This window comes from Nostoc sp. C057, assembly GCF_013393925.1.
GTDB lineage: Bacteria > Cyanobacteriota > Cyanobacteriia > Cyanobacteriales > Nostocaceae > Nostoc > Nostoc muscorum_A.
In genome coordinates, this window is the sequence record NZ_CP040281.1 from 841,902 (window position 1) to 857,872 (window position 15,971).

General features: G+C 43.8%; 11 protein-coding genes. 8 read left to right on the top strand and 3 right to left on the bottom strand.

From position 1 onward, the window contains the following. Positions 1-330 precede the first annotated feature (330 nt). The 8 genes from surE to FD724_RS03530 all read left to right on the top strand — a co-directional run bounded on the left by surE (position 331) and on the right by FD724_RS03530 (position 10,740). Positions 331-1,128, top strand: a complete 798-nt coding sequence (surE, locus tag FD724_RS03495; protein WP_179075396.1) for a 5'/3'-nucleotidase SurE — start codon at positions 331-333, stop codon at positions 1,126-1,128. Positions 1,129-1,415: 287 nt separating this feature from the next. Then, complete coding sequence (locus tag FD724_RS03500; RefSeq protein WP_114084775.1) at positions 1,416-2,312, top strand: MBL fold metallo-hydrolase; 897 nt, start codon at positions 1,416-1,418, stop codon at positions 2,310-2,312. A 369-nt stretch (positions 2,313-2,681) separates the two neighbouring features. Continuing rightward, the gene (locus FD724_RS03505) at positions 2,682-3,761 is read left to right on the top strand and encodes a bifunctional riboflavin kinase/FAD synthetase (RefSeq protein ID WP_179071594.1); all 1,080 of its coding nucleotides are present in this window, start codon (positions 2,682-2,684) and stop codon (positions 3,759-3,761) included. A gap of 96 nt (positions 3,762-3,857) precedes the next feature. Further along, positions 3,858-4,766, top strand: coding sequence for a MoxR family ATPase (locus FD724_RS03510; RefSeq protein ID WP_114084777.1), 909 nt, complete (start codon positions 3,858-3,860; stop codon positions 4,764-4,766). Between the two features lie 508 nt (positions 4,767-5,274). Beyond that, positions 5,275-5,886 (top strand): diheme cytochrome c, encoded by a 612-nt coding sequence (locus FD724_RS03515; protein WP_245246017.1) that lies wholly within the window; start codon positions 5,275-5,277, stop codon positions 5,884-5,886. 361 nt (positions 5,887-6,247) lie between these two features. Continuing rightward, positions 6,248-9,040, top strand: a complete 2,793-nt coding sequence (secA, locus tag FD724_RS03520) for a preprotein translocase subunit SecA (RefSeq protein ID WP_179071595.1) — start codon at positions 6,248-6,250, stop codon at positions 9,038-9,040. A 104-nt stretch (positions 9,041-9,144) separates the two neighbouring features. Further along, a complete protein-coding gene (locus FD724_RS03525) occupies positions 9,145-9,603 on the top strand; it encodes an aspartyl protease family protein (RefSeq protein WP_179075397.1) in 459 nt (152 codons plus the stop codon). A 453-nt stretch (positions 9,604-10,056) separates the two neighbouring features. Continuing rightward, the gene (locus FD724_RS03530; RefSeq protein ID WP_179071596.1) at positions 10,057-10,740 is read left to right on the top strand and encodes a class I SAM-dependent methyltransferase; all 684 of its coding nucleotides are present in this window, start codon (positions 10,057-10,059) and stop codon (positions 10,738-10,740) included. 37 nt (positions 10,741-10,777) lie between these two features. On the opposite strand, the gene FD724_RS03535 is transcribed toward FD724_RS03530, so the two are convergent. The 3 genes from FD724_RS03535 to FD724_RS03545 form a co-directional block, all read right to left on the bottom strand. Next, on the bottom strand, positions 10,778-11,221 hold the full coding sequence (locus tag FD724_RS03535) for a hypothetical protein (protein ID WP_179071597.1): 444 nt from the start codon (positions 11,219-11,221) through the stop codon (positions 10,778-10,780). A 188-nt stretch (positions 11,222-11,409) separates the two neighbouring features. Beyond that, entirely contained in the window at positions 11,410-13,962 is a 2,553-nt protein-coding gene (locus FD724_RS03540) for a penicillin acylase family protein (RefSeq protein ID WP_179071598.1), read from the bottom strand. Between the two features lie 281 nt (positions 13,963-14,243). After that, a complete protein-coding gene (locus FD724_RS03545; RefSeq protein WP_179071599.1) occupies positions 14,244-15,932 on the bottom strand; it encodes an NAD(P)H-quinone oxidoreductase subunit 4 in 1,689 nt (562 codons plus the stop codon). Positions 15,933-15,971 lie beyond the last annotated feature (39 nt).

Consider the following 15,971-nt stretch of genomic DNA (forward strand, 5'->3'; position numbering starts at 1 on the left):
TAGTCAAAAGCTGTGAATCAGTCGATAAATAAACTTACAGTCATACCATTAACATCAGCTAAATGTGAGGGTTGAAACCAAATCTCTGTTTATCAGTTATAGACGATTGGGCTAGTCTAGCAGGCACGTAAATCCAGGTAACATCTTATCTTAACCAGACTTGAGGATTGAGCAACTAGTCTTAAAGGTAGGCAAAATTCCGCCACACTGTCTAGTGAGTATAAATATTTTTTTGCTGCTTGTGACCTCAGACATTGACAAATGGCTAATAACAAATAACTAATAACTAATGACCAATGACTAATGACCAATGACTAATGACTAATGACTATGAAATTACTAATTAGCAACGACGACGGCGTTTCTGCTTTGGGGATTCGTACCCTAGCCAACTACTTGGCAGAAGCAGGTCATGATGTTAGTGTAGTTTGCCCAGATCGAGAGCGATCGGCAACTGGACACGGATTAACTCTCCACCAACCCATTCGCGCCGAAATTGTTGAAGGGATTTTTCATCCTGCTATCAAAGCTTGGGCTTGCGATGGTACGCCTTCAGATTGCGTCAAATTAGCGCTGTGGGCTTTGCTAGATACTCCCCCCGATTTGGTTCTCTCTGGCATTAATCAAGGTGCGAATTTGGGGACTGAAATCTTGTATTCTGGCACTGTTTCGGCGGCAATGGAAGGTCTAATTGAAGGTATTCCCAGCGTGGCCCTAAGTCTTATTAGTCACACATCTAAAGACTTTCAACCTGCTGCTAAGTTTGCCAAAATTCTCGTAGACCAGTTAGCCCAAAAACCTCTACCAGATTTAATGTTGCTCAACGTTAATATTCCTGCTGTGAAGTGGGAAGAAATTGCTGGAGTGACACTTACCCGTCAAGGAGTACGGCGTTACATTGATGTGTTTGATAAACGAGTTGATCCTCGTGGAAAAACGTACTATTGGTTAACCGGAGAAGTAGTTGAGGAGGTGGAACCTCCAACTGGATTAAATCTGCCTCAAAATGTACCGACAGATGTGCAGGTTGTACGTAAAAACTACATCAGTATAACCCCGTTACAATACAATCTAACTTACGCAACTGGACTAGATAAATTGTCTGATTGGGAATTCAATTTTCCCTGAATCATTTGATATATCAGGACAAAACTGGAGTTATTCAAATGCATCAGAGAAAAATGTAGGCTATAACGTAGGGGCACTCTTGAAATAACCGATACACATTCACCCCAAAAGCTAGAAAATTCTCCCTGACAGTATTTCATCCACATTTACACAATCAGCCAGAAACAGGGTATGCTGTTTTACCAATAAATCTTCCCTCTAATACAATCGGTGAGACAGCATAGACTTAGACAATTTAAGTAGTAATTTTTCCAGTTATCGCCCGCTCAGTCCAGCAAGCAACACCCATGTCTAGGATAGAGAATCAATTTACCGTACAATTTTGGGGCGTTCGCGGCAGCATCCCCAGTCCAGGGCCACACACCGTTCGCTACGGCGGTAATACCCCTTGCATATCAATGCAAGCGGGCGATAAACGCTTAGTTTTCGATGCTGGCACAGGACTACATGTTTTAGGGCAATCTTGGTTGCGCCAAATGCCGTTAGAAGGTCACATATTTTTTACTCACTCTCACTGGGATCACATGCAGGGTTTTCCCTTCTTTACCCCAGGATTTGTCAAGGGAAATGACTTTCATATCTACGGCGCGATCGCACCTGATGGATCAACCATAGAGCAGCGCCTCAACGATCAAATGTTACATCCGAACTTTCCCGTACCCTTGCAGATTATGCAAGCCAATTTAAAGTTCTACGACATTCGACCGGGGCAACCAATCCACATCGATGACGTTACCGTAGAAACAGCACCTTTAAACCATCCAGGAGAAGCCGTAGGATACCGTGTCAACTGGCGTGGTGGTGCTGCTGCTTATATTACTGATACCGAACATTTTCCTGACCGGCTCGATGACAATGTGCTGTGGCTAGCTCGTAATGCTGATATTCTGGTTTACGATTCTACCTACACAGATGAAGAATACCACTCCCCAAAAACTCCAAAAATTGGCTGGGGACATTCTACCTGGCAAGAAGCGGTGAAAGTGGCACAAGCTGCTAATGTCAAAACTTTGGTAATTTACCATCACGACCCCGCCCACAATGACGACTTTTTGGATTGTGTAGGGCAACAAGCCTCTGAGAAATTTCCCGGTGCTATTATGGCACGGGAAGGAATGGTACTTCAGATTCCTACCTCAGTAGCCTTATCAGAATCTTTTCCTGTTAGTAAGTTTTCTACCTAAAGATTGCGATCGCAGGAATTGGAGATTTTAGATTAGATTGGTGATCAGAAGCTTTCAGCAGTCATTGGTCATTAGTCATTGGTCATTGGTCACTTGTACAGAGTTTCGACTGCGCGGAAATCGAGCGTTCGCGTAGCGTCTCCGTTAGGAGAAGTCGAGATTCAACTACCGCGAATGCGAGTGCGTCTCGTAGAAAAGCCATTGGCGGAGCCTCTCGTAGAGAAGTATTGGTTATTTACAAAAGACAAATGACAAAAGACAAATGACAAAAGACAAGTTGGTACTAGAAAAGCTGTCCTCCTGTCGGCGGTTTACCATAAGGTAGCTTCATGCTGATAGCTAAAATAAACCTAAAATCTCAGAATCCACGTGCTAAATTTGTCTCAAAATGGGTGTTCTGTGTGGGTTGCTTCTTCTAGCGAAGGGCTGCTAACGCCGACTGCTGTTGCCCTTGGCAAGTTTGATGGTGTTCATCTTGGTCATCAAAGGGTAATTCAACCAGTCTTGCACCCTAGCGATCGCTTGTCAGTAGCCAGTAGTCCCCAGTCAAAGGAAAATCAACAACTAACAAATCAAGAATATACCTACTCAACAGTTGTCACCTTTGACCCCCATCCACAGGAGTTTTTCACGGGGCAACCCCGGACTTTGTTAACGCCACTAGATGAAAAAGTCCAACAATTGCGATCGCTTGGGGTAGAACAACTAGTATTACTACCCTTTGACAAAGAATTATCTGCTTTGACCCCCGAAGAATTCGTCCAAAAAATTCTCGTCCAGCAACTGCAATGCCAGCGAATTAGCATCGGGCAGGATTTTTGTTTTGGCGAAAAGCGCAGTGGCACTGCTAAAGATTTGCAATTAATCGCCGCCAAACACAATATCCCCGTTACCATCGTTCCCTTACAAACTTATACAGGTGACTCGCCCACCCAAAGCAGTTGCGTCAGTACGAATCCAACCCAAGATGCCCGCATTAGCACTTCATTGATCCGTCAAACCCTTGAGCAAGGCGACATCGAAAACGCAAATTTACTACTAGGTCGCCCCTATACTCTCTTTGGTGTTGTGGTTCAAGGTCAACACTTGGGTAGAACAATTGGCTTTCCCACCGCCAATCTCCAACTACCAAAAGAAAAGTTTTTGCCCCGCCAAGGAGTTTACGCTGTCCGTGTTTTTACTCTTAGTGAAACATCAAATGCTGCTTCTAGTGAGAGCTTGGGCGTAATGAACATCGGCAACCGCCCAACTGTAAATGGTACTTATTCATCTGCGGAAGTACATTTATTCGATTGGTCTGGTGATTTGTATGGCAAAAAACTGGCTGTGGAACTAGTTAAATTTTTGCGCCCTGAACAAAAATTTGCTTCTCTAGAAGCCTTAAAAACACAAATTCAACTCGATTGTGTTGTTGCTAAAGAAATTTTGAGTGCTGAGTGGGAACAATAGATAGGGCATCGGGGATGGGCTGAAAAAGCAGAGGGAAAGAAATTCCTAATCCCCATTCCCCATTCCCCATTCCCCATTCCCCACTCCCCGCGCTGCATGAGAGAAAAAATTGACGCTTTAACACAAAATCTGGCTCTTACCATTGTTGGCAAAGCTGAGGCAATACGCTTAGTGCTAGTAGCCTTGCTAGGTGGTGGTCATGCCCTGCTAGAAGATGTTCCTGGTGTTGGTAAAACCCTACTCGCTAAATCTCTAGCTCGTTCACTGGATGGTAAGTTTCAACGCCTACAATGTACCCCTGATTTACTGCCAACTGATATTACTGGCACTAACATCTGGAACCCAAAAAGCGGCGAATTTACTTTTCTTCCTGGGCCAGTCTTTACCAATATTCTCTTAGCTGACGAAATTAACCGCGCTACACCCCGCACTCAGTCAGCTTTGCTAGAAGTTATGGAAGAACATCAGGTAACAGTTGATGGTGTCTCTCGTCCAGTTCCTCAGCCCTTCTTTGTCATTGCTACTCAAAACCCGATCGAGTATCAAGGTACTTTTCCCCTGCCGGAAGCGCAAATGGATCGGTTCATGTTGTCGCTAAGTTTGGGCTATCCTTCGGAGGCAGAAGAACTCCTTATGCTACAAAATCTTCAAAATGGTGTGAAGGTTGCTGATTTGCAGCCTTGTATTACTTTGGCAGAAGTACAGGAATTGCGTTACATCTGCTCTCAAGTAAAAGTAACAACTTCTTTGCAACAGTACATCCTCGAATTGGTACGGGCAACACGCCAAGATGAAGAAATTGCTCTTGGTGTCAGTCCGCGTGGCACATTAGCATTACAACGGGCTGCTCAAGCACTTGCTTTTCTATTAGGCCGTGATTATGCCATTCCCGATGATGTGAAGTTTCTCGTTCCTCACGTTCTTTGCCATCGCCTTATTCCTAGAGGAGGGCGGAATGCAAGAACTGTTGTTGAGCGATTATTGCGATCGGTTTCTATTCCTTAAGGTAAAAAAGGTAAATAAGGGTTGTTTCCCAATCTTGGTCTAATTGCTTTTTCTTGAAATACTACTAACAGAATCTGAAATCCAATGCAACCCTGTATTAAAGGAAGGGATATACTTAAATGCCCTTCTCTTGCTTGGATTTCAAATGTTAGGATTTCCTACAAAATAAGATAGAAAACAAATGAGTGAGTTATGAAGCAGGATTGATGCAGAAACTACAAGTATTTTGCTATTGACGATTTATTCCAGGTCGGATCGAGAAGATATTAGCGCAAATAAAATCTAAGATATTTTGGCTGATTTTTCTATTGAGTCAGGTTAAAACCGCCAAGATATTTTTCGTTACATAGTCAGTGGTGTGCCACTGTGATTAATCTTAAGAGATGTATAAACGCAGAGCTACTTGCCATTACTAAAACTACTTATACAAAATTTGAAACACTGTCAATACTGCGTAAGTCTTATGATTAGCACAAGCGCCACTTCTAAATATCTGGGAATGTGAGGAATGTCAATTTTTGTTAAGCGCAAAAACCGCGATGAGCTACGCTCCGCCCGAAGCGATGCCTACGGCGGGCTACACCAACGCCAAGGGTTACAGCAAAGTGCCGAACGTGAATTCAAACGCCAATTTTTCGGTTTACTTCTGGTAATTGTAACGTGGAGCCTAGCTATGGGTTGGCTTCTAGCCTTGGCAACTAACGCTCACAGCGCTACTCCCCCCGTCGAAATTGGCACTGTTGACGTAGTACCTGCACAGTACCAACTGGGGCAAGAACTGTATTTGGAAAACTGCTCCACCTGCCACATTGCCTTACCACCAGCCGTTTTACCCACCCAAACTTGGAAAAATCTCCTGCAAGACTCGCAGCACTACGGCGCACAACTAAAGCCTTTGGTCGATCCGCCGCGCATTTTGGTGTGGAAATATCTTTCAACTTTCTCGCGTGTGCAGCGAGACGACGAAGAAACACCTTATCGCCTCAGTAACTCACGTTATTTCAAAGCTTTACATCCAGGAGTTAAGTTACCACGTCCCGTGCAGCTTGGCAGCTGTGTCAGCTGTCATCCCAGCGCTAGCGACTACAATTTCCGCCGCCTGACAGCAGAATGGAAGTGAGGAGTAGAGACGCGATTAATCGTGTCTCTACAGGAGTTAGCCCGGATTTCTCACAATACTGTGGGGAGTGTGGGGTAAGACTTCTTCCCCATCCTCCCACACCTCCCACACCTCCCACACTTCCCCCACTCCCTCTCTGGCCCCATCTGGGGGCAAAATGATACTATGAAGAAAGACTAAATATAAGATAAGAGTTAAAACCAATCAGTTTACTAAATGATTGGCTAGTTTTTCTCCTGTTTTTGAGGTAATTCTCATTTAACACCCATCCACAACCAAGACGGTTGGGTTGGGTTAAATGTTTATAATCAATGCCGAACCTTTAATCCCCATCCCCTTTGATTCAGTTCTATAATCTGCCATGCTAAAACTTTTGTTGGGCGACCCCAACGCTCGTAAGCTTAAAAAATACCAACCTTCTGTTACTGAAATTAACCTTTTAGAGGAAGAAATTAAGGTTCTTTCTGATGACGAGCTAAAAGGTAAAACCGTCGAATTTAAACAACGACTCGCCAAAGGTGAAACCCTGGATGACCTTTTGCCAGAAGCTTACGCCGTTGTTCGGGAAGCAGGACGGCGAGTGTTAGGCTTGCGGCACTTTGATGTCCAACTCCTTGGCGGTATCATTTTGCACGTAGGGCAAATTGCCGAAATGAAAACTGGTGAGGGTAAAACGCTCGTAGCAACCTTACCAAGTTATTTAAATGCCCTAACTGGTAAAGGTGTACATGTCATCACCGTGAACGATTACCTGGCTCGTCGGGATGCTGAATGGATGGGACAGGTGCATCGGTTCTTGGGGTTGAGTGTGGGGCTAATCCAGTCAAGCATGACTCCCAGTGAACGCCAGAAAAACTACGATTGCGATATCACTTATGTCACCAACAGCGAAGTCGGCTTTGACTACCTGCGGGATAACATGGCGACATCAATGGCAGATGTGGTGCAACGTCCATTCAATTATTGTGTAATTGACGAGGTAGACTCGATTCTAATTGATGAGGCGCGGACACCTCTGATTATTTCTGGACAGGTGGAAAGACCTACAGAAAAGTATCTGCAAGCTGCTGAAATAGCATTCACACTCAAAAAAGACGAGCATTATGATGTAGATGAAAAAGCTCGTAACGTGCTATTGACAGATGAAGGCTTTGCAGAAGCCGAAAATCTTTTGGGAGTCACAGATTTATTTGACCCAGAAGATCCTTGGGCACACTTCGTTTTCAATGCGATTAAAGCTAAAGAACTTTTCCTCAAGGATGTAAATTACATCGTCCGCAATGGGGAAGTAGTAATTGTGGATGAATTTACCGGTCGGGTGCTACCTGGACGGCGTTGGAGTGATGGTCTACACCAGGCTATTGAAGCTAAAGAACACGAAGAGATTCAGCCAGAAACTCAAACTCTAGCGACAATTACTTATCAAAATATGTTCTTGCTGTATCCAAAACTCGGTGGAATGACCGGAACAGCAAAAACGGAAGAACCAGAATTTGAAAAAATTTACAAACTAGAAGTTGCAGTAATTCCTACCAACCGTGACAGAAGACGCGAAGACTTGTCTGATATGGTCTTTAAGACAGAACCGGGCAAGTGGGGTGCGATCGCCAAAGAATGTGCCGAAATGCACGAACTGGGCAGACCAGTGTTAGTGGGAACCACTAGTGTAGAAAAATCCGAACTTCTCAGTCGGCTGCTGAAACAGCTAGAGGTTCCCCATGAATTACTCAACGCCAGACCGGAGAACGTCGAGCGTGAAGCGGAAATCGTCGCCCAAGCTGGACGCAAAGGTGCTGTCACCATTGCTACTAACATGGCTGGTAGAGGTACAGACATAATCTTGGGTGGTAACTCCGAATATATGGCACGTTTGAAGCTGCGGGAATACTTCATGCCCCGCATCGTCATGCCAGAAGATGAAGATAGCTTTGGCGTTCAAAGACCAGCCGGATTGCCTACAGGACACGGTGGTGGTCAAGGCTTTGTCCCTGGTAAAAAAGTCAAAACTTGGCGGGCTTCACCAGAAATTTTCCCCACCCAGTTAACAAAAGAAACAGAGAAACTACTCAAAGATGCAGTAGAAATTGCAGTCCGTGAGTATGGCGATCGCAGTTTACCGGAACTGGAAGCAGAAGACAAGGTAGCTGTAGCTGCCGAAAAAGCTCCCATCGACGACCCTGTGATTCTGAAATTGCGGGAAGCTTATAACCGGGTTAAGCAGGAATACGAACAATTTACTACCCGCGAACATGATGAGGTAGTGGGAATCGGTGGTTTGCACGTAATTGGTACAGAACGCCACGAATCGCGGCGGATTGATAACCAGTTGCGCGGACGTGCAGGAAGACAAGGCGACCCTGGAACCACGAGATTTTTCCTCAGCTTAGAGGATAACCTACTGCGGATTTTTGGTGGCGATCGCGTTGCTGGGTTAATGAATGCTTTCCAAGTGGAAGAAGATATGCCCATCGAATCTGGGATGCTTACCCGCAGTTTGGAAGGCGCACAGAAAAAAGTCGAAACCTACTACTACGACATCCGTAAGCAGGTATTTGAGTATGACGAGGTGATGAACAATCAACGTCGTGCTATTTACGCCGAACGCCGTCGGGTGTTAGAAGGTCAAGATTTGAAAGAACAGGTCATCAAGTACGCTGAAAAAACGATGGATGACATCGTTGATTACTACATCAACATAGACTTACCCTCCGAAGAGTGGGAGTTAGAAAAGTTGGTTGAGAAAGTCAAAGAATTCGTCTATCTACTAGCAGACTTGCAGCCAAATCAATTAGAAGATATGACAGTCGGCGAGATTAAAGCTTTCCTCCACGAACAGGTGCGAATTGCTTACGACCTCAAAGAAGCCCAAATTGACCAAGTTCAACCCGGACTGATGCGCCAAGCTGAACGTTTCTTTATTTTGCAACGCATTGATACCCTGTGGCGGGAACACCTGCAACAAATGGATGCCTTACGCGAATCAGTGGGGTTACGTGGTTACGGTCAAAAAGACCCGCTAATTGAGTATAAGAGCGAGGGTTACGAACTCTTCTTGGATATGATGGTCAACATCCGCCGAGATGTGGTGTACTCGTTGTTCATGTTCCAACCGCAGCCGCAGCAGATGATGCAGGCATCATCAGAGATGGTGTAGGTAGAGAATATATCATGCAGAGACGCAGAGGCGCAGAGGCGTTTTTGCGTCTTTGTATTTTAAGGCATCTCTCAAAAATATTTTGTTTTCAGGAGTTTGCTGAAATGGGTAAGCTGATACTACCAAATCTTCAGGGTAAGCAAATGGGGCAAGTAATAGTTACCCTCACTGTCACGAATCGAATTGATCAAGTTTTAGCTCAAAGAGGTTTCATTTCTTCGGGGGAAGTTCGCTCTTATACTCTGGATAATGTTTTAGTTGATACGGGTGCGACTTTGCTTTGTTTACCTGCTAGCATTATTAGTCAACTAGGTTTAGTCCAAGGTGGAGAAGCCCAGGTAGAGACTGCTGCTGGAGTGCAGCAGGGGCGAATTTTTCGAGATGTAGAACTAAGTATTGGAGAACGTCAAGGAACCTTTGATTGTCTGGAACTCACAGAAGTACCTTATGCCCTTTTGGGTGTAACGCCAATGGAAGTTTTAGGATTAGAACCAGACCTTAAAAATCGGAAGTTGCGGATTTTGCCGATGAATTCTGAGCAAACTTATTTGAGTGTACTGTAAGCGATCGCTTTACATTCAATATTAAAAAGATTGGATAACTTTAGTAGTGCGCTCATTTCTCTTTGCTCAATGCACTTTAGGCAAACCTAATAAATTAAAATTTGTGAAAAAATGTGCTGTATTTCATCTTATAAGACTGTAGACTCAATGGTTTAACTCCTCACTTCAGTAGACGATAAATTTAAGTATTAGCTATGATATGAGGCGTTATTTGTTCCCAGCAAATCAATCTTTTAATCACTACTAGGCGCATTTATCCAAAAAATAATATGGTTAATCGACGATACTATTCTACACGTACAGGCAAAAATCCAGACGCGGTTCGCTTCGATTTACCCATACTTTGTCGTTTATTTCGAGAGAGATATATATACCAGATGAATATGAGTATATGGAACCAGCTTTAATTGAGTTGTTAAAACAGAAAGTTCTACCAATATTAAAAATTAAAAAATGAATATTCAAGAAGCTTTTAATGCTGCCGCAGGAGATTACGATAGCTTACGTCGGATTCTAATTCCCTGTTTTGATGACTTTTACAAAACAGCTGTTGAAATCATCCCAAGCGAGCGCACCGCACCGATAAAGGTTCTAGATTTGGGTGCTGGTACTGGACTTTACTCAGGTATGGTGCAATCTGTTTTCCCAAATGCAGAGTTCACCTTACTAGACTTAGCCCCTGAGATGTTAGAGAAAGCTAAGTTGAGATTTAGCAAAATGGGTAAATCTCCCAAAATATTAATTGGTGACTATATTGAGGCTGATTTGGGTGATTCCTACGACCTGATAATTTCTGCTCTATCTATTCATCATCTTTCTGATTTTGACAAAGAACTTCTTTATCAACGGATTTATAATGTCCTCAATCCTGGAGGGATATTTGTCAACGCTGACCAAGTTCTCGGCAAAACCCCTGATTTAGAAGAACTTTATCGTCAACACTGGTTAGATTCTATCCATGCTAAGGGTATCTCAGAAGAAGATTTTAAAGCTGCACAAAAACGCATGGAATACGATCGCATGGCAACCCTTGAGATTCAACTTCGCTGGCTAGAAGCGGCTGGGTTTCAAAATGTCGATTACTGGTACAAAAATTTTAGCTTTGCGGTTTTTGGGGGTTATCGACCGACTATTTAACTGCTATTTTTATAATCAAGATTCCATGCAAAATTGATTATTTAGCAGAACAGTAGCTATTAATTTCGTTAACTATTGAACTTTCTTCGGTACTACTTTTTTTCAGAGATACCAAAAAACCCTTTGCTGCTGGTAGATTCTTTTTATCTATAGCTCCTGCTGCATTATTCAATTCCTTGCTGATATTCTGATAGAGTGTGATAAAGCGCCCTTGAAAACCTTGCAACTTTTCATCTTTAATTTCGAGGGTTTTCATCTCTTGGGTAAGTGGATCTATCTTACCAGCTAGTTCAGTTAAAGCTTTAGAACCTTTTGCTGGATTGGGATTTTTACCAAATTCCTGACCTAAAGTAGATGCTTGATTAGCAACCTTGATGACTTTGTTACATTGAGCAACTTTACTTTCTCCACACCCTGCAAATAATAATGCGATCGCAGTAGTGACTGAAAGCATAAAACTTTGTTTAAATACGCGTTGCATAAATCCTATTATCTCCAACTAGGTTTTGGGAAAGTTGGGCAGCAGAAATAGATGGCCAGCGAAAATACTTTTTTCTAAAAATAATCTTGATTTCTGTTGCCCTGTTACTTTATACTTCATTTTTTCGATAACGTGTATGTAATTACACTTAAGTAGCAAAATTTAACATTCTCTAGTCGAGTTGCACTTTATTCTCCCAATTTGGGAATTAACTTCAATGTCGCAGCAGTGTTATCTGTGACATTCTTTTGTTGCGATAACATTTGGTGATATTCAATATTGCGCCAAGAGTCAACCATATCGTTGTAGTGGGTATGGAAAGCATGGCCTGATTGTCCGGGTGTATGAATTGCAACTGAGTTATCTAAATTTCCCAAATCTACGATCATCCGTAGAGAAGGAATATCTGTCACCTCAAAGGATTTATTTGCTCTCCATCGGTTAGCATTCACTGTTTCGCCGTTACCAGCCGTCGCAAATGCACCACGATTAAATAAAGCTTCAATCGGTGCAACCCCAGATTTACCCAAGGTGGCATTACGGAAAGTAACAGTATGTAGTTTGCCCCAATTCCAGTTTTTCGGATCTTTGCTTTGAATCCGTTCTAGTTCATCCACGGCTTCTGTAAAGGATTGCCGCAGAATTTCGTCTCGGTTCTCAACTTTTGGGGTGTTGCGATTATCCCACCAAGAACTATTGGGCTGTTTTACTAAATTTGCTACCACAGCATACCAGCGATCGCCTCCATTCGGAAAGTATCTCTCAGGTAACTGATCGTGAAATGTGTCTCTTAGCAAGTGTTTCCAGAATACTTCAAACAAGGCAGCAGCCGATGATGTCATTCCCAACTGCAAATTCCAATCTTGCAAAAGTTTTTGGGCTGCTTGCAAGCGAGGAGTATCAACAGTGATAGATTGCAGTATCGGTACTAATGTTTGTGCATTAAGATTGCGATCGTCACCCTGTATCTGCTGCACATCTTCTAGAGAAATCGGTTCGGTTTTTTGTGAAATCATCTCAACGATGCGCTGTGCCCGATAGCCATAAACCCAATCTGCGGTAATTAAGTAAGGATATTTACGCATGGCTAAATTATTGGCAGTAGCAATATAGCCTTGAGACGGATTGAAACTTTTGGGTAACTTCTCAAAGTCAATATAGCCTTGCCACTCATATTCATCTGTCCAACCAGGAACGGGATAACGTCCATTTCCCTTGGCACGAATGGGGAATTTACCAGGCATTTGGTAGCCAATATTGCCATCAACGTCAGCGTAGACTAAATTTTGAGCCGGGACATCATAATTACTAGCAGCAGTGCGGAATTCTTGCCAGTTTTGGGCGCGATTGATTTGGGGAATAGCATACCCTAATTTCGAAGGTTCTAGGGCTGTCCAGCGCAAGGCTATAGCGTAGTTTTGAGGGATTTCTAACGGCTGACTTGGCTGGAACTCCTTCAGATTGGGTGAAACATCAGAGAGAATCGGCCCATGTCGAGTATAGCGCACCGTTTGCACAATCGGCTGACTACCCGCAACTTGAATCGTTTCTTGCACGAGTTTCATATCAACCCATTTGCCATTTACCTCATACTGATTGGGGTTTTTGGGATTGATTTTCTCGATGTATAAATCCATCACATCAGATAGTACATTAGTTACACCCCAGGCAATGCGATCGCTATGACCGATAATTACCCCAATCATTCCCGCAAAGGAAAAGCCTGTAACGTTGTATGGACATTCTGCACTCTTAGATATACAGTGCAAACCAACCTCGTACCATATAGAGGGTATTTGTACACCTAAGTGGGGGTCATTTGCCAAAATTGGCTTCCCTGTATCTGTAAGCTCACCGGATATCACCCAGTTATTGGAACCAATGCCTATCCCCGTAGGCCCTATGAGTTGTTCCAAAGCCATCATCGGCTTGGTAATTGACTCTATTACCTCCTCAATACCAAAGGCGGTGAATTGTGTCTCGTCAGAATTTTCATCCTCTCCTGTTTTCCCTTTTTGGAACTCAGGTAAAATCGCTGGCAAGTCTTGAGGATAAGGTGGATAAAGTTCTTCTACTTGAGTGGGGGTAAGGGTTTTAAGTAGTATGGCACGTTCAACTTCACTCTGGAAATTTGTACCCAAATCGTAAGCCATCACCTTCCCCCAAGTCAGAGAATGCAATATTTGCCAAGGTTCTGGCTTATACCCAGGATTGAGGAATTTTAGCACAGCATATTCTAGACTCAGGGCGTTACCTTGATGCTCTTTCAGATAAGCATTGACACCATCTGAATATGCTTCCAGGTATGCCTTCATCTCTGCATTAATTTCCTGAATTTCTTGCTGCGCCACCCTCGCCCAACCCATTGTCCGCAGATATCTATCAGTGTCAACCTGAGAGGAACCAAACATTTCTGAGAGTCGCCCAGAACCGATGTGTCGCCAAAAATCCATTTGCCAAAAACGGTCTTGGGCGTGAATATAACCTTGCGCCATAAATAAATCGTGAGAATTGGCAGCATAAATGTGGGGAATTCCCCATTTATCGCGCTGGACGGTTACTTCAGCTTTGAGTTCAGGTAGTTGAATTGTGCCACTCTCTTGCGGAAAGGATTGGCGCACAGTGTAGGTGGCGAATCCCACTAACAATAGCCCCACCACTAACAGCACAATTAAAGTTCTTTTGAGAATCCGAGGAAACCAACGTTTCCTGAAGTTTTTTATTTGGGCTTGCAGTGGCATTGTTTAGTGAAATCACGCGATGTTACAACGTTGATATTACAGTAGAGCGAGCAATATTGATTTGATGCCCAGAAAATTCTGGGGAAACTCCTCTAAAGAAGTTGGCTGGTTGAAAAAGAGGCAAGGGGAGTAGGGAGCAGGGGACAGGGGAGCAGGGGGCAGAGGGGAAAGGGCATGAAAAAGAGACAAGGAAGAGGTGGGAGACGGAGAGACTTGTTCGGTAAAATTCCCCCTTGTCCCCTTGTCCCCCTGCTCCCCTACAAGTCTATTGGTCAAAAAGCTTACTTCAAAGTCCCCAAAACGGGCGCTACCTCAACCTCTGAAATTTGCGGAACCAATAATCGATTAGCATAAATCTGAGGATTTGTTTGCGAGACTATGGCATAAGACTGGCGAAGATTAGCATTGACTGCCACAGTTTTCACGTCGTACATTTGCATCGCCATTTTGGGATAGAAACCAATACCAATAATCATCAGCAGAAAACAGGCAGCAATAAACACCTCACGGGGTCTAGCATCGTCGTAGACTGCATCTTCTGGCACGAAGCAATCTGTACCAAAACAAACTGTTCCCTCATCTTCTTGATTTTCTGAGCCTGCATTATTGATGTCGCATATCAGCGCTGCACCCTGACCATAAAAGACCTCTCGCAGCATGGAGAGTAAATAAATAGGTGTGAGGATAACTCCAACTGCGGCTAGAAAAACTGTGACTGTGCAGAAAGTTGAACTGTAAACGTCACTGCTTGTCATGCCAACGAATACCGATAGTTCGCCAGCAAAACCGCTCATACCGGGAAGTGCTAGAGATGCCATCGCGCTGATTGTAAATAGGGCAAAGACTTTGGGCATGGCTTGACCAATACCGCCCATATCTTTCATTACCATTGTGTGGGTGCGATCGTAAGTAACTCCAGCTAAGAAGAACAGCACTGATGCAATTAAACCATGCGAAATCATCTGCAACATCGCACCGTTGATTCCCAAATCAGTGAACGACGCAATCCCAAGCAGCACAAACCCCATGTGAGAAATCGACGAATAAGCCAAACGCCGCTTCATATTCGTCTGAGCAAAGGAGTTTAATGCACCATAGATAATGTTGACAACACCCAGAATGGCTAGAACTGGCGCAAAGTAAATGTGTGCATCGGGGAGTAGCTCAAGATTCAGGCGAATTAGTCCATATCCACCCATCTTTAGCAATACACCAGCCAAAATCATCGACACAGGAGAAGATGCTTCGCCGTGGGCATCAGGCAACCAGGTGTGCATCGGGAAAACAGCAAGCTTGACACCAAATGCAATCAATAACCCTGCATAAAGTAGCAGTTGTAGAGTAAGGGGATATTCTTTACTTGCGAGGGCAGTTATATCAAATGTCATATCACCGCCGCCGTATAACCCCATTGCCAAGGCTGCGACCAAAATAAATATAGAAGCAGCTGCGGTATACAACAAAAATTTCGTAGCCGCATAACGCCGTCTTTGCCCACCCCAAATGCAAACTAGTAAGTAGACGGGAATTAGTTCTACTTCCCACATAATGAAAAATAGCAACAAGTCTTTGGCAACGAACACCCCAACCTGTGCAGAATACAGCACCAGCATTAAAAAATAGAAGAGGCGGGGGCGGTGATCGACTTGCCAAGCTGAAAAAATTGAGAGTGTGGTGACAAATCCTGCTAGAAGCACAAGTGGTACTGATAGTCCATCAACTGATACTGCCCAGTTCAGACCCAACTGAGGCATCCAGGCATAACTTTCTACCAATTGAAAACTAGCACTGCTGGCATCGTAATGTTTCCAAAAGGCATAGCACATCAAGGCAAAATCTGCAATACCTACACCCAGTGCATACCACCGCACAAGCTTGCCATCTTTATCAGGCAGCACAGGGATGAGCAAGGAAGCAACGAGTGGCAGCAAGACAATCGCGGTAAGCCAGGGAAATTGATCCGCTATCATGTATATGAGGAAAAATACTTATTTGTTCGTCAATTATGT

Excerpts from the sequence above, each read along its gene's own strand:
- surE (WP_179075396.1), top strand. The coding sequence starts at position 331 with ATGAAATTACTAATTAGCAACGACGACGGCGTTTCTGCTTTGGGGATT.
- FD724_RS03500 (WP_114084775.1), top strand. The coding sequence starts at position 1,416 with ATGTCTAGGATAGAGAATCAATTTACCGTACAATTTTGGGGCGTTCGC.
- FD724_RS03510 (WP_114084777.1), top strand. The coding sequence starts at position 3,858 with ATGAGAGAAAAAATTGACGCTTTAACACAAAATCTGGCTCTTACCATT.
- FD724_RS03515 (WP_245246017.1), top strand. The coding sequence starts at position 5,275 with ATGTCAATTTTTGTTAAGCGCAAAAACCGCGATGAGCTACGCTCCGCC.
- secA (WP_179071595.1), top strand. The coding sequence starts at position 6,248 with ATGCTAAAACTTTTGTTGGGCGACCCCAACGCTCGTAAGCTTAAAAAA.
- FD724_RS03525 (WP_179075397.1), top strand. The coding sequence starts at position 9,145 with ATGGGTAAGCTGATACTACCAAATCTTCAGGGTAAGCAAATGGGGCAA.
- FD724_RS03530 (WP_179071596.1), top strand. The coding sequence starts at position 10,057 with ATGAATATTCAAGAAGCTTTTAATGCTGCCGCAGGAGATTACGATAGC.
- FD724_RS03535 (WP_179071597.1), bottom strand. The coding sequence starts at position 11,221 with ATGCAACGCGTATTTAAACAAAGTTTTATGCTTTCAGTCACTACTGCG.
- FD724_RS03540 (WP_179071598.1), bottom strand. The coding sequence starts at position 13,962 with ATGCCACTGCAAGCCCAAATAAAAAACTTCAGGAAACGTTGGTTTCCT.
- FD724_RS03545 (WP_179071599.1), bottom strand. The coding sequence starts at position 15,932 with ATGATAGCGGATCAATTTCCCTGGCTTACCGCGATTGTCTTGCTGCCA.